The sequence below is a fragment of the Vreelandella malpeensis genome, assembly GCF_020622355.1.
GTDB classification, from domain to species: domain Bacteria; phylum Pseudomonadota; class Gammaproteobacteria; order Pseudomonadales; family Halomonadaceae; genus Vreelandella; species Vreelandella malpeensis.
In genome coordinates, this window is record NZ_WHVL01000005.1 from 217,339 (window position 1) to 230,393 (window position 13,055).

The following is a 13,055-nucleotide window of genomic DNA, read 5'->3' on the forward strand; positions in this document are numbered from 1 at the left end:
GCCAAGCGCTCAACGTTCGTCAACGTGCAGCTTTCTGTCAATTTTACCGCACGGTTTACTGCGCTCTTGAACGTTCGTTTCAGACGCGATGCGACTCCCTTTGAGCCATTCACCATTACCGGGGCCCTCTCCATGGATATTCGCAAGGTCAAAAAACTCATCGAGCTGCTCGAAGAATCCAACATCAGTGAAATCGAGATTCAGGAAGGCGAGGAGTCGGTGCGTATTAGCCGTCATCCCGATGGGTCGACCTGGCAGCCCCAGCCCATGCCGCACTACGGCTACGGCGCGCCTGCACAGCCCGCACCGGCACACGCCGCTCCTGCGGCAAGCGTAGATGTAGCCCCCGAAGCCCCGGCCGCCAGCTTCCGCGGTGAAGCGGTGAACTCGCCGATGGTCGGCACCTTCTACCGCAGCCCGGCGCCGGGTGCGAAGTCCTTTGTCGAAGTGGGCGATACCGTGAAGCGTGGCGATACCGTCTGTATCGTCGAAGCCATGAAAATGATGAACCAGATCGAGGCGGATCGCGACGGCGTGGTAGAGGCCATCCTGGTGGAAGACGGCGAGCCGGTGGAGTTTGACCAGCCCATGGTCGTCATCGCTTAACTCTTTCATTTCAATACGGGTGGATTCTCCCATGCTGGACAAGGTACTTATCGCGAACCGCGGCGAGATTGCCCTGCGCATTCTACGCGCCTGTAAAGAGCTAGGGATCAAGACCGTCGCGGTGCATTCCAAGGCCGACCGCGACCTGATGCACGTGCGTCTGGCCGATGAGGCAGTCTGCATAGGGCCGGCACCGTCGGCCCAGTCCTACCTCAATATTCCCGCGCTGATCAGCGCCGCGGAAGTCACCGACTCGAGCGCCATACACCCCGGCTACGGCTTCTTGTCCGAGAACGCCAACTTCGCCGAGCAGGTGGAACGCTCGGGCTTCACCTTCATCGGCCCGCGCGCCGAGACCATTCGCCTGATGGGCGACAAGGTCAGCGCGATCGAGGCGATGAAAGCGGCGGGCGTGCCCACCGTACCCGGTTCCGACGGCCCGCTAGGCGACGACGATGCCACCAACCTGGCCACCGCCAATCGCATCGGCTACCCGGTGATCATCAAGGCCGCCGCCGGCGGCGGCGGTCGCGGCATGCGCGTTGTGCACACCGAAGGGCATCTGCTGTCGGCGATCACCGTGACCCGCACCGAGGCCCACGCCGCCTTCGGCGATGGCACCGTGTACATGGAGAAGTTCCTCGAGAAGCCGCGCCACGTGGAAGTCCAGGTGCTGGCCGATGGTCAGGGCAACGCCATCCACCTCTATGACCGCGACTGCTCGCTGCAGCGTCGTCACCAGAAGGTGCTGGAAGAAGCGCCGGCGCCGGGTCTCGACCCCGAGGCCCGCGCCAAGGTGCTCGAAGCCTGTCGCGAGGCGTGCATCGAGATCAATTATCGCGGCGCCGGCACCTTCGAGTTCCTCTACGAGGACGGCGAGTTCTTCTTCATCGAGATGAACACCCGCGTGCAGGTCGAGCACCCGGTCACCGAAATGGTCACCGGCGTGGACATCGTCAAGGAGCAGTTGCGCATTGCCGCCGGGCTTCCGCTGTCGATCCGCCAGGAAGACGTCAAGCTCGACGGCCATGCCTTCGAGTGTCGCATCAACGCCGAGGATGCGCGTACCTTCATGCCCTCGCCGGGCAAGGTCACGCTGTTTCATGCCCCCGGGGGGCTTGGCGTGCGCATGGATTCGCACATGTATACCGGCTACAGCGTACCGCCGCACTACGACTCGCTGATCGGCAAGCTGATCACCTGGGGCGCCAGCCGCGACATCGCGCTGACGCGCATGCGCAATGCACTCGACGAGCTGCTGGTCGAAGGCATCAAGACCAATATCGACCTGCAGAAGGATCTGGTGCGGGATAGCTACTTCCGTCAGGGCGGTGTCAACATTCACTACCTCGAGAAGAAGCTCGCCAGCTGATTCTTTCGCGATCATGACCTCGACGGGGTGGCCTGGCCACCCCATCGGCGTTTTCACCCTCATTTCGGAGAGTGCCATGCCCTGGCTACAGCTTCGCGCCCACGTCGCGCCGGAACAGGCGGAACTGCTCGAAGAGCTTCTGCTCGAAGAAGGCGCTACCGCCATCGGCCTGCAGGACGCCGAGGACGACCCGGTGTTCGAGCCCGACCGTGGCACCACCCCGCTCTGGCAGGAGACCATCCTTACCGGGCTCTATGACGACCTGGAAGGTATCGATGCGATGCTGTCGCGCATCGAGGGCGCCTGGGCCGAGCAGGTTCCCGGCGAGCCCTGCCCCACCATCGAGTACGAGCTGCTCGCCGACCGCGACTGGGAACGCGAGTGGATGGACGACTTCGCTCCGCTCAAGATGGGCCAGAAGCTCTGGATCGTGCCCAGCTGGATCGAGCCGCCGGAGGCGAACGCGGTCAACCTCATTCTCGACCCGGGCCTGGCCTTCGGCACCGGCACCCACGCGACCACCGCGCTGTGCCTCGAATGGCTCGACAGCCTGGCCGTCGAAGGCGAGCTCGATGGGCAGACGGTGCTGGACGTCGGCTGCGGCTCGGGCATTCTCGCCATCGCCGCGCTGAGACTGGGTGCCGTGCGGGCCGACGCCACCGACATCGACCCCCAGGCGCTGCAGGCGAGTCGTGACAACGCCGAGCGCAACCAGGTCACAGCCGACCGGCTATCGCTCTTCTACCCGGAGCAGCTCGCACCCGGCAATGGCTACCCTGTGGTCACCGCCAACATCCTGGCAGGCCCGCTGGTCGAGCTCGCGCCCACCATTGCCGGCTACGTGGCACCGAAGGGCCTGATTGCGCTGTCGGGCATTCTGGCCAACCAGGCCGCCGAAGTGATGAAGGCTTACGAAGCACAAGGCCTGATCGTCGACGAGCCGGTCCTGCGCGAAGGTTGGGTACGGCTGACCGCCCGGCGTCCGGGTTAATCCGGCCATCGGGCTTCACCCTACTTGCAAGTAGGCGTATCATACGCCCCCTTGCGACCCCACCCCCGTTCGACAACTGATCTGCCATGACATTATCGACCCTTGAGCTTGCGACCATCGGGCCTTATCGACTTCAGAGCCCGGTGATGCTGGCGCCGATGGCCGGCGTCACCGACCGCCCCTTTCGACGGCTGTGCCGGCGGCTGGGCGCGGGCTGGGTGGTGGGCGAAATGGTCACCTCGGACCCGTCTCTTTGGCACACGCGCAAGTCCCGGCTGCGCATGGATCATGCCGGCGAGCCCTCGCCGCGGGTGGTGCAGATCGCCGGCGGTGACGCAGAGATGCTCGCCACCGCCGCCCGACTCAACGCCGAGCTCGGCGCCCAGGTGATCGATATCAACATGGGCTGCCCCGCCAAGAAAGTGTGCAACAAGGCCGCAGGCTCGGCGTTGATGCGCGATGAATCGCTGGTGGCCGAGATTCTCGAGGCTGTGGTCGGTGCCGTCGATATCCCCGTGACGCTCAAGATTCGTACCGGCTGGTGCGCAAGCTCCAACAACGCGTTGAACGTGGCGCGGCTGGCCGAAGACGCCGGCATCCATGCGCTGGCGATCCATGGTAGACACCGCCAACAGCGCTATACTGGATGTGCCGAGTACGACACCATCGCCGAGGTCAAGTCGCGCCTGTCGATTCCGGTGATCGCCAACGGCGATATCACGTCGCCGGAAAAGGCCGCCTTCGTGCTGCGCTATACCGGCGCCGATGCGCTGATGGTAGGTCGCGGTGCCCAGGGCAACCCTTGGATCTTCGAGCAGATCACCCACTACCTGGCCCACGGCGAGCATCTCGCGCCGCCGTCGCTCGAGACGCGCCACCGGGTTCTCGAGGAGCACCTCCAAGCCCTTCACGCGTTCTACGGCGAGGTGATGGGCGTGCGCATCGCGCGCAAGCACCTGGGCTGGTACCTCGACGAGGATGCACGCTTCGCGCCGCATGGTCGCAAGGCATTAAAACAACAATTCAATGCGTTGAGCACGCCCCAGGCACAGCTTGAATGGATCGACAATGCGATGACGCCTGACGCCGCTGCGCGACTGCTAGACAAAGGAAGCCATGCCGCATGAACGAACGTTTTACGATGGAAAGCGCCCCGGTGCTCGATGCGGCCTCCTCGTCCGCTCACGAGCCGCCCCAGCCGCTCAGGGAAGCCGTCGAAGCCGCGATGCGCCGCTACTTCGAGCATCTCGATGGCAGCCAGGCCAGCGACCTGTACGCCATGGTGATGGCCGAAGTGGAGGCGCCGCTTCTGACCTGCGTCATGGATCACACCGACGGCAACCAGACCCGGGCCGCGGACGTGCTGGGGCTGAACCGCGGCACTTTGCGCAAGAAATTGAAGCAGTACGGACTTATCAGTGACGCCCCTTGAGTGGGGCGTCGTCGTTTTCACCCCTTGAGTTTCATGAGCATTATATGGCAGACACCCCCCACACCCCCGTTCGCCGCGCACTGCTGAGCGTCTCCGACAAGACCGGCATCGTCGACTTCGCCAAAGGCCTTCGCGAGCAGGGGGTCGAGTTGCTCTCCACCGGCGGCACCTTCCGGCTCTTGAAGGAGCATTCAGTCGAGGTACAGGAAGTTTCGGAGCACACGGGCTTTCCGGAGATCATGGATGGCCGCGTCAAGACCCTGCATCCCAAGATTCACGGTGGCATCCTCGCCCGTCGCGGTCAGGACGATGCGGTGATGGCCGAAAACGACATTGCGCCAATCGACATGGTGGTGGTGAATCTCTACCCCTTCGAGGCGACCGTCGCCAAGGATGACTGCACTCTTTCGGATGCCATCGAGAACATCGACATCGGCGGCCCGACCATGGTGCGTGCCTGCGCCAAGAACCACGCCTACACCACCATCGTCGTCAATACCGACGACTACGCCCGGGTGCTGGGCGAGATGGCATCTCAGGAAGGCGCGGTGAGTCAGGCCACGCGCTTCGATCTCGCCGTGAAGGCCTTCGAGCATACTGCTGCCTACGACGGTGCCATCGCCAACTACCTGGGTCGCAAGGTCAGCGACAGCGACGCCCGCTTTGCGCGTACCTTCAACCTGCAGCTCGAGAAGAAGCAGGACATGCGCTACGGCGAGAACCCGCACCAGCAAGCGGCCTTCTACGTCGAGCCCGACGCTCAAGAGGCAAGTGTCGCAACCGCCGTAATTCGCCAGGGCAAGCCGCTCTCGTTCAACAACGTTGCCGATACCGACGCCGCCTTCGAGACCGTCAAGGCATTCACCGAGACCGCCTGCGTGATCGTCAAGCACGCCAACCCCTGCGGCGTGGCGGTAGGCGCAACGGCCCTCGAGGCCTACGACAAGGCCTTCGCCACCGACCCGACCAGCGCCTTCGGCGGCATCATCGCCTTCAACGTGGCGCTCGACGCCGATACCGCACGCGCCATCGTCGATCGCCAGTTCGTCGAAGTGATCATCGCCCCGGGCATTGATGATGCGGCCGCCGCCATCGTGGCCGAGAAGAAGAACGTGCGACTGCTGGAAACACCGGCGCTTTCCGGCACGCCCGCGGCTACCGCGCTCGACTTCAAGCGCGTCAACGGCGGCTTGCTGGTCCAGGAGCAGGATCAGGGCATGGTCACTCGTGATGCTCTTACCGTGGTGAGCAAGCGCGCGCCGAGCGAACAGGAGCTCAACGATCTGCTGTTCGCCTGGAAAGTGGCCAAGTTCGTCAAGTCCAACGCCATCGTCTACGCCAAGGCGGGCCAGACCATCGGCGTGGGCGCAGGGCAAATGAGCCGCGTCTACTCCGCCAGAATCGCCGGCATCAAGGCCGAGGACGAAGGCCTGACGGTGCCCGGGTCCGTGATGGCGTCTGATGCCTTCTTCCCCTTCCGCGACGGCATCGACGCGGCGGCGAAAGCGGGCATCACGGCGGTCATCCAGCCCGGTGGCTCCATGCGCGACCAGGAAGTGATCGACGCCGCCGACGAGGCCGGCATCGCCATGGTGTTCACCGGCATGCGCCACTTCCGCCATTAATGGCGTGACGCGCGTGTAAAAGCGCATGCAAAAGAAAAGGCCCAGACATCTGCCTGGGCCTTTCTTGTTTCAGTATAGGTCTTCTTTCAGTATAGGGGACGATCAACTACCCAGGTCGAGGCACAGGTACTTGGTTTCCAGGTACTCCTCGATGCCCTGATGGCCGCCCTCGCGACCGAGCCCCGAGGCCTTTACCCCGCCGAAGGGCGCCATGGCGTTGGAGATCAAACCGGTATTGATACCCACCATGCCGTATTCCAGCGCCTCGGCGACCCGCCATACCCGCGCCAGATCCTTCGAGTAGAAGTAGGAGGCAAGCCCGTACTGGGTATCGTTGGCCATCTCGATGGCGCTCTGTTCGTCGTCGAAGGGGAACACCGCGGCCAGCGGACCGAAGGTCTCTTCCTTGGCGACCTTCATCCGGTCGTTGGCGAAGCTGATCAGCGTCGGCGTGAAGAAATTGCCACCCAGCGGGTGCGGATGCCCCCCCAATAGCAGCTCGGCGCCGTGGTCGATGGCATCCTGAACGTGCTCGGTGACCTTCTTCACGCCATTCTCGTCGATCAGCGGGCCGACGTTGACGCCGGTCTTCGTGCCATCGCCCACGGTGAGTTCGCTGTTCATCGCCGCCGCGAGCTTTTCGCAGAAGGCGTTGATGACGCTCGACTGGACCAGGAAACGGTTGGTGCAGATGCAGGTCTGGCCGGCGTTGCGGAACTTGGCCGCCATGGCGCCTTCGACGGCCGCATCGAGATCCGCATCCTCGAAGACGATGAACGGGGCGTTGCCGCCAAGCTCAAGGGAGATCTTCTGGACATGCTGGGCGGCATTGGCCATCAGCTCGCGCCCCACTTCGGTGGAGCCCGTGAAGGTGATCTTGCGTACCTTGGGGGAGTCGGTCAACGCCTTGGCGATCTCGGCGGCACTGCCCGGCACCACGTTGAAGACGCCGCGCGGAATGCCTGCCCGCTCGGCCAGAAGCGCCAGCGCCGTCGCTGAAAACGGGGTCTGGCTGGCCGGCTTGATGACGATGGTGCAGCCGGCGGCCAGCGCCGCTCCCGCCTTGCGGGTGATCATCGCGGCGGGGAAGTTCCAGGGCGTGATCGCCCCGACCACACCGACCGGCTGCTTGGTGACCAGGATACGCTGGCTCGCCTTGGCAGCGGGAATCGTTTCGCCGTAGATGCGCCGCGCCTCTTCGGCGAACCAGCGGATGAAGCTTGCGGCATAGGCGATCTCGCCTTCGGCCTCCTTGACCGGCTTGCCCTGCTCATGAGTCATCAGCACGGCCAGGTCGTGCTGGTGCTCCATCATCAGGTCATACCACTTGAACAGCAGGTCCGAGCGCTCTTGGGCGGTCAGCGCGCGCCAGGCGGGCAGTGCTCGATCGGCGGCATCGATCGCGCGCTCGGTCTCGGCACGCCCCAGGCGCGGCATGTCGCCCATGGGCTCACCGGTGGCCGGGTTGATTACCTTGATCTGCTCGCCGCTGTCGGCGGCCACCCAGCTGCCGTCGATATAGGCGAAGGGGCAGTACAGCTGTGTCTCGTTGAGCGCTTCCATGACAGTCTCCCAACCGAAAGGTCATCTCTTGGTTCCGTGATCCCTTCATGCTAAGACGAAAAAGCGCGTTTGACCAAATGTTTGCCCGGGCGCCGCCGAGGCGCCTAGTTGATGAGCGTGAGAAATTCCTGACGGGTCGCCTGATTGCTGCGAAACAGTCCGAGCATCACCGAGGACGTCATGCTGGAGTTCTGCTTCTCGACGCCACGCATCATCATGCACAGATGGCGCGCCTCGATCACCACCGCCACGCCCTTGGCCTGGGTAACCTGTTGGACCGCCTCGGCGATCTCGCGCGTCAGGTTCTCCTGGATCTGCATGCGTCGAGCGTACATGTCCACGATGCGCGCGAACTTGGAAAGCCCCAGCACCTTGCCCGTCGGGAGGTAGGCAATGTGGCACTTGCCGATGAAGGGCAGAAGGTGATGCTCGCACATCGAGTAGAGCTCGATGTCCTTGACCAGTACCATTTCATCGGTCTGGGAATCGAACACCGCGCCGTTAATGATCTCTTCGAGCGACGTTGCATAGCCCGCATTGAGAAACTGCATGGCCTTGGCGGCTCGCGTCGGCGTATCGCGCAGCCCTTCACGATCCGGGTCCTCCCCGAGCGCGGTAATGATGGCACGATAGTGCTGGGCGATGTCGTCGGTCATGATGAGCCTCGTTCAACCTGTAAAGCCGAATAGCGGGTAATTATGAGAACCGCTTATTTTACCTTACCCAGCCGCCAGGTGGCAGGGTAAAGCGCGGCCAATGCGCGTTTTACCCTGAACAATGAGCCACTTGGCCGGTCATGCCAGCCAGCGAGGCTGTTCGAGCTGCATGAGCTGCTGCTCGAGCTGGCGCAGGTGCTGGTCCCAGTGGCCGCGCTCGGCAAGCCACGGGAAGGCACGCGGAAACGCCGGGTCCTCCCAGCGCGACACCAGCCAGGCGGCATGGCGAACAAGGCGGTAGGCACGCAGCGGCTCGATCAGGTCGAGCTCGTCGTCGGGAAAGGGGCGACTCTCTTCGTAGCCTTCACGTACTTCGCTCAGGGCCGCTCGCCACTCCTGGGCATCCTCGGGCAGCAGCATCCAGACGTCCTGGATCGCCGGCGCCATCAGGCAGTCGTCGAAGTCCACCAGCGTAAAGGCATCATCAACGCCGAGAATGTTACCTAGATGACAATCGCCGTGGGTACGAATGAAGTTCGCGCTCGACAGCGAATGCCGCTCGAGTGAGGTAAGCAGCCTGTCGATGATCTGCGGATAGACGCGGCGCTGCTGGGCGTCGAGCCACGGGCTCCCCATCACCTGGCTGCGCGCACGTTCGATATCGCCGCTCAGGTCGAGCGTTCGACGGTGCACGAACGCCTTGCGCGACGACTGCGCGTGAAGCCGGCCCAGCACTTCGCCCAAGGCGAACAGGTGGGCCGGATTGTCGAGCTCCGGGGCACGGCCCAAGCAGTGCGGAAAGAGCGTGAAGCGAAACCCTTCAAAGCGATGCAGCGCCTGACCTCGCTGATCACGCCAGGGCGCGCCCACCGGCACTTCGGCGTCGGCGAGCTCCAGAAGAAACGCGTGCTCCTCATCGATGGCGGCATCGCTCAGACGCTCCGGGCGGTAGAACTTCACCACCCAGCGGGTACGGTCGTCGTCCTGGAACATCAGCACGCGGTTTTCGTAGCTGTTGAGCGCGAAGGGCTCGTCGGCAGGATAGAGCCCAACGGACTCGACGGCGGAGATCACCGTTTCGGGGGAAAGCGCACTGAATGCATGGGCCATGACGCCCCTCCTGAAAAAAGACGCCATTCTACCAGTCTCGCCCGGGCGGTGTCCGTGCCGGCGCCCAGAGTTCCACGCACCGCACGCCTGCCCCGAGCGCCTGGCGGGCGAGCTCCTGGCCGGTCGCGCCGGTCGTCACTACGTCATCGACGATGATCAGGCGCTCGGGAAGGCTCTGCGGCAGAACGAACGCCCCGCGAAGATTCTCCAGGCGCGCCCGGCGATTGAGGGTATGCTGGGCCGGCAGGTGCTTGACGCACTGACCCTCGAAGCTTGCCAGCCCAAGCCTTTTGGCCAACTGCCGGGCGAGCCAGTCGGCCTGATTGAAGCCGCGCTCGCGCGCCTTGGCGGGGTGCATCGGTACGCCCATCAGCGCCGCCTTGGCGGTATCCGGCGGGCTTGTCAGCATCAGCTCCACCAGTAGCACCCCGGCGCGGGTCGAGGCGTGGTACTTGAAGTCGCGCACCAGCGTCTTGACCGGTTCGGTATAGAGATAATCGGCGGTGGTTCGGGCCATGGCCGGTGGCTCGATCAGACAATGCCCGCAAAGACGTTCGGCAGAGTCGGCCGGGCTTTGCGATCTCGGCTCGGCACACATCAGGCAGGCATCTGAGTTACGCGGCAGCAGCGCCTGGCACTCGTCGCACCAGCCCTTTTCGCTCGCCTGGTTCGACAGGCAGAAGGCGCAGTAGCCGGGCAATGCTTGCCGAAGCCGTTCCTCCACCCTCCTGAGCCACGTCGTGAGCATCATACTGTTCCCTTCTCAGCGGGATTTCCCGAGCCGCCATCTTGACTTAGCACGATAAATTGATACCATACGCCTCGTCTTCTGCGGATGTGGTGGAATTGGTAGACACGCTAGATTTAGGTTCTAGTGCCGTAAGGTGTGGGAGTTCGAGTCTCCCCATCCGCACCAATCACAGACAAGCTTCCCTTCGTTACAGCCTCTTCTTTCTTTGCATCCTCGCACGGCCTGCTCATCATCGAAGCATCTGGCCAATTCGCACTACCTTATCCAGATTAACGACACCTAGATTAACGACACGCGGTCACGATGTCGCTACATTGTCACGGCACCCTTCAACACAAGAGGCACGATGCCATGGAATGGCTCGAGGAACACTCGCAGGTAATCACCGCGATCGCCAATATCTGCACCCTGTTCGTGTGGTTGTTCTACGCGCAACTGCTCTACTACAACTTCGCCCGCCAGCGCCAGCCACGCATCATCGTCAACCGGGGCAAGGGAACCGGTACCCAGGCACTCTGTCTGGTCAGCAACATGAGCAGCGAAGCGATCTACGTGCAGCACGTCATCGCGGTCCTGCATACCGAGGAACGAACCTACGAGCTCGACGTGGTGGAGCACCAGAAGGAGAGCGAAGAGGAAGACGACGACACCTTTCGCACGCACCAAGGCCCGCTGGGCTCCGGCGACTATATCCATCTTCAGTCCTTCGCCAAGATCGTCGATGAGCTCAAGGCTTACTGGGAGATCGACGAACAGGCACTCTCCCGCGAGGAGCTTCATCTTGAAATTCGCGTTGTCGCGATCTATGGCCCCGAGGATATGCCGGTCGGCGCCTCACGGGTCTTCAAGCTGAGCCTGGATGCCGAGCCGAACCGCCAGTTGATTCCCATCAAGATCGATACCCAGCGGATGTCGAGCCGGCGTGAGCGCAAGCAGGTGCTGGAGTGGGCCAAGAGCATCGAAAACCACAAGGCATGAGCGTGACCTCATGGCCGACTATTTGCTTTTGACCGCACACGCAGAACCGGTGCTCAAAGCCGCAGGCCGCCGTCGCACTCGATGATGCGCCCGGTAAAGTAGTCGTTGTCGAACGCGAAAGCCACGCTCTGGGCGATATGATCGGGCTCGCCCAACCGATTCAGCGGTACGCTCTGCGCGATACGCTCGAGCATGTCCGGGCGCATCGCCGCGGTCATTTCCGTGGCCACGAACCCCGGCGCGACGGTCGCAGTACGGATGGCGTAGCGAGCCAGTTCCTTCGCCCAGGTGACCGTCAGCGCGTGAATGCCCGCCTTGGCGGCGGCGTAGTTACTCTGGCCCATGTTGCCGGCTTTCGAGATACTCGAGATGTTGACGATGACGCCCCCTTCTCCCGCCTCGATCATGTGCGTCGCGGCCTCGCGCCCACACAGGAAGGCGCCGGTCAGGTTGACGTCCAGCACGCGCTGCCACGCCGTAAGCGACATGCGCTTCTCCACCCGCCCCTCCTTTACCTTGACGAGCATGGCATCGTCAGTGATGCCGGCATTGTTGATGCAGCCCGAAACCGGGCCGAGCTCGCCAGCGATGGCGGCGAACCCCGCCACGACCGAGGCCTCGTTGCTCACATCGACCACGAAACCGCTGGCCGCGAAGCCTTGTTCGGCCAGGCGAGCCACCGCGGCGTCAAGCGCGTCCTGGCGGGTATCCAGCAGCGCGAGCCGAGCACCCTGCGCGCCCAGATGACGGGCCATGGCGAAGCCGAGCCCCCGAGCGCCGCCGGTGATCGCGATGATCTTGTTATCCACGTGCATTCCTGCGTTCCTTGTTCGATGAGCCGCGCGCAGTCGTTGAAGAGGCCTACGCTCGGCGGCTGCTTGTAATCGTGTTTTCTGTCACCATAAAGAGTGTTTACGCTAGTGCTGGAGGCAGACATGCCCATCTTACTGTTCATCTCGGTGTTCACCCTACTCGATTTCGTCGTACTCTTCTCGGTGGGCAGCCATATCGGCCTTCTGACCACGCTGCTGCTTGTGCTGCTGACGGGCTTCGTCGGGCTGCACCTCATCCGTCGCGAAGGCGTTTCGGCGCTGGCGCGCGCACGGGCTCGGCTGCAGGCAGGCGAGCTTCCCTCGTCGGAGCTGTTCACGGGGGCTGCGCTGATCTTCGGCGGCGCCCTGCTCATGGCGCCGGGATTTCTGTCCGATGCACTCGGCCTTGCCTGTCTGCTGCCAAGCGCCCGCAGGCTGTTGCTCGGCGGCTTGAGCTGGCTCGGTCTCAAGGCCACCGTCGCCTCGCAGGCGAGCGCCTATCACCCCCATTCCCGTCCCGATCGGCCCGAACAGTCCGCCTCGCATGACGCTGGCGAGCCCACCACCATCGAAGGCGAGTTCATCAGCCGTGACGATCCGCGTCACCGGCGCTAGGGCTGCGACTTAAGTAGGTATGTCATAGGTGATTTTTTTGCCTTGCCGCCCTTGAAAGGTGAACGCGAGCCCCCACTTCTGGAGTCAGCGAAGATTCGGTATCCGCGGATACCATAAACATGAAGGCGCGACGCCTTCGCTTCTCGGGGCACGACCACGAGAATCCTTTTAAAGACTGCCCATTGGGGCTTTGACGAACCTCAGGAGAACGAGAGCATGAATATCCGTCCCTTGCACGATCGCGTCGTTATTCGTCGCACGGAAGAAGAACAGAAAACCGCTGGCGGCATCGTGCTTCCGGGCAACGCCCAGGAAAAACCTACCCGTGGCGAAGTACTGGCCGTGGGCAACGGTCGTATTCTCGACAACGGTGAAGTGCGTGCGCTGGACGTCAAGGTAGGCGACACCGTGATCTTCAAGGATGGCTTCGGCGTCGAGAAACAGAAGATCAACGGCGAAGAAGTCCTGATCATGAGCGAAGCCGACATCCTGGCGGTCGTCGAAGGCTGATTTCATTGCCGCGACCCCTTGCTTTCACATTTAC

At 63.0% G+C, this 13,055-nt stretch carries 14 protein-coding genes and 1 tRNA gene; 10 read left to right on the forward strand and 5 right to left on the reverse strand.

Going from position 1 to position 13,055, the window contains the following annotated elements:
- Positions 1–132: 132 nt before the first annotated feature.
- The 6 genes from accB (at position 133) to purH (ending at position 6,026) form a co-directional block, all read left to right on the forward strand.
- A complete protein-coding gene (accB, locus tag GEV37_RS12910; RefSeq protein ID WP_227390791.1) occupies positions 133–606 on the forward strand; it encodes an acetyl-CoA carboxylase biotin carboxyl carrier protein in 474 nt (157 codons plus the stop codon).
- Between the two features lie 31 nt (positions 607–637).
- On the forward strand, positions 638–1,978 hold the full coding sequence (gene accC, locus GEV37_RS12915; protein WP_227390669.1) for an acetyl-CoA carboxylase biotin carboxylase subunit: 1,341 nt from the start codon (positions 638–640) through the stop codon (positions 1,976–1,978).
- Between the two features lie 76 nt (positions 1,979–2,054).
- Entirely contained in the window at positions 2,055–2,969 is a 915-nt protein-coding gene (gene prmA / locus GEV37_RS12920; protein WP_227390670.1) for a 50S ribosomal protein L11 methyltransferase, read from the forward strand.
- A gap of 86 nt (positions 2,970–3,055) precedes the next feature.
- Complete coding sequence (dusB, locus tag GEV37_RS12925; RefSeq protein WP_227390671.1) at positions 3,056–4,096, forward strand: tRNA dihydrouridine synthase DusB; 1,041 nt, start codon at positions 3,056–3,058, stop codon at positions 4,094–4,096.
- Positions 4,097–4,110: 14 nt separating this feature from the next.
- Positions 4,111–4,401 carry a DNA-binding transcriptional regulator Fis gene (fis, locus tag GEV37_RS12930; RefSeq protein ID WP_227390792.1) on the forward strand — a complete coding sequence of 97 codons (291 nt, stop codon included), beginning with the start codon at positions 4,111–4,113 and terminating at the stop codon, positions 4,399–4,401.
- A 44-nt stretch (positions 4,402–4,445) separates the two neighbouring features.
- Positions 4,446–6,026 carry a bifunctional phosphoribosylaminoimidazolecarboxamide formyltransferase/IMP cyclohydrolase gene (gene purH / locus GEV37_RS12935; RefSeq protein WP_227390672.1) on the forward strand — a complete coding sequence of 527 codons (1,581 nt, stop codon included), beginning with the start codon at positions 4,446–4,448 and terminating at the stop codon, positions 6,024–6,026.
- Positions 6,027–6,128: 102 nt separating this feature from the next.
- Here purH and GEV37_RS12940 read toward each other — a convergent pair whose 3' ends face one another.
- The 4 genes from GEV37_RS12940 to GEV37_RS12955 form a co-directional block, all read right to left on the reverse strand.
- The gene (locus GEV37_RS12940) at positions 6,129–7,589 is read right to left on the reverse strand and encodes an NAD-dependent succinate-semialdehyde dehydrogenase (protein WP_227390673.1); all 1,461 of its coding nucleotides are present in this window, start codon (positions 7,587–7,589) and stop codon (positions 6,129–6,131) included.
- A gap of 104 nt (positions 7,590–7,693) precedes the next feature.
- Positions 7,694–8,245: a GTP cyclohydrolase I FolE gene (gene folE / locus GEV37_RS12945; RefSeq protein ID WP_227390674.1), complete on the reverse strand. Its 552-nt coding sequence runs from the start codon at positions 8,243–8,245 to the stop codon at positions 7,694–7,696.
- 138 nt (positions 8,246–8,383) lie between these two features.
- Positions 8,384–9,355 (reverse strand): serine/threonine protein kinase, encoded by a 972-nt coding sequence (locus tag GEV37_RS12950; RefSeq protein WP_227390675.1) that lies wholly within the window; start codon positions 9,353–9,355, stop codon positions 8,384–8,386.
- 28 nt (positions 9,356–9,383) lie between these two features.
- Positions 9,384–10,103: a ComF family protein gene (locus tag GEV37_RS12955; RefSeq protein ID WP_227390676.1), complete on the reverse strand. Its 720-nt coding sequence runs from the start codon at positions 10,101–10,103 to the stop codon at positions 9,384–9,386.
- Positions 10,104–10,186: 83 nt separating this feature from the next.
- On the opposite strand from GEV37_RS12955, the gene GEV37_RS12960 reads away from it, so the two are divergent.
- Both GEV37_RS12960 and GEV37_RS12965 read left to right on the forward strand, forming a co-directional pair.
- Positions 10,187–10,271: transfer RNA gene (locus GEV37_RS12960), tRNA-Leu, on the forward strand.
- 186 nt (positions 10,272–10,457) lie between these two features.
- The gene (locus GEV37_RS12965) at positions 10,458–11,084 is read left to right on the forward strand and encodes a hypothetical protein (protein WP_227390677.1); all 627 of its coding nucleotides are present in this window, start codon (positions 10,458–10,460) and stop codon (positions 11,082–11,084) included.
- A 53-nt stretch (positions 11,085–11,137) separates the two neighbouring features.
- Here the strand turns inward: GEV37_RS12965 and GEV37_RS12970 are convergent, their stop codons facing one another.
- Positions 11,138–11,899: an SDR family oxidoreductase gene (locus tag GEV37_RS12970; RefSeq protein WP_227390678.1), complete on the reverse strand. Its 762-nt coding sequence runs from the start codon at positions 11,897–11,899 to the stop codon at positions 11,138–11,140.
- Between the two features lie 120 nt (positions 11,900–12,019).
- On the opposite strand from GEV37_RS12970, the gene GEV37_RS12975 reads away from it, so the two are divergent.
- Positions 12,020–12,511, forward strand: coding sequence for an FxsA family protein (locus tag GEV37_RS12975; protein WP_227390679.1), 492 nt, complete (start codon positions 12,020–12,022; stop codon positions 12,509–12,511).
- Between the two features lie 216 nt (positions 12,512–12,727).
- The gene (locus tag GEV37_RS12980; protein WP_227390680.1) at positions 12,728–13,021 is read left to right on the forward strand and encodes a co-chaperone GroES; all 294 of its coding nucleotides are present in this window, start codon (positions 12,728–12,730) and stop codon (positions 13,019–13,021) included.
- Positions 13,022–13,055: the final 34 nt, after the last annotated feature.

Excerpts from the sequence above, each read along its gene's own strand:
- accB (WP_227390791.1), top strand. The coding sequence starts at position 133 with ATGGATATTCGCAAGGTCAAAAAACTCATCGAGCTGCTCGAAGAATCC.
- accC (WP_227390669.1), top strand. The coding sequence starts at position 638 with ATGCTGGACAAGGTACTTATCGCGAACCGCGGCGAGATTGCCCTGCGC.
- prmA (WP_227390670.1), top strand. The coding sequence starts at position 2,055 with ATGCCCTGGCTACAGCTTCGCGCCCACGTCGCGCCGGAACAGGCGGAA.
- dusB (WP_227390671.1), top strand. The coding sequence starts at position 3,056 with ATGACATTATCGACCCTTGAGCTTGCGACCATCGGGCCTTATCGACTT.
- fis (WP_227390792.1), top strand. The coding sequence starts at position 4,111 with ATGGAAAGCGCCCCGGTGCTCGATGCGGCCTCCTCGTCCGCTCACGAG.
- purH (WP_227390672.1), top strand. The coding sequence starts at position 4,446 with ATGGCAGACACCCCCCACACCCCCGTTCGCCGCGCACTGCTGAGCGTC.
- GEV37_RS12940 (WP_227390673.1), bottom strand. The coding sequence starts at position 7,589 with ATGGAAGCGCTCAACGAGACACAGCTGTACTGCCCCTTCGCCTATATC.
- folE (WP_227390674.1), bottom strand. The coding sequence starts at position 8,245 with ATGACCGACGACATCGCCCAGCACTATCGTGCCATCATTACCGCGCTC.
- GEV37_RS12950 (WP_227390675.1), bottom strand. The coding sequence starts at position 9,355 with ATGGCCCATGCATTCAGTGCGCTTTCCCCCGAAACGGTGATCTCCGCC.
- GEV37_RS12955 (WP_227390676.1), bottom strand. The coding sequence starts at position 10,103 with ATGCTCACGACGTGGCTCAGGAGGGTGGAGGAACGGCTTCGGCAAGCA.
- GEV37_RS12965 (WP_227390677.1), top strand. The coding sequence starts at position 10,458 with ATGGAATGGCTCGAGGAACACTCGCAGGTAATCACCGCGATCGCCAAT.
- GEV37_RS12970 (WP_227390678.1), bottom strand. The coding sequence starts at position 11,899 with ATGCACGTGGATAACAAGATCATCGCGATCACCGGCGGCGCTCGGGGG.
- GEV37_RS12975 (WP_227390679.1), top strand. The coding sequence starts at position 12,020 with ATGCCCATCTTACTGTTCATCTCGGTGTTCACCCTACTCGATTTCGTC.
- GEV37_RS12980 (WP_227390680.1), top strand. The coding sequence starts at position 12,728 with ATGAATATCCGTCCCTTGCACGATCGCGTCGTTATTCGTCGCACGGAA.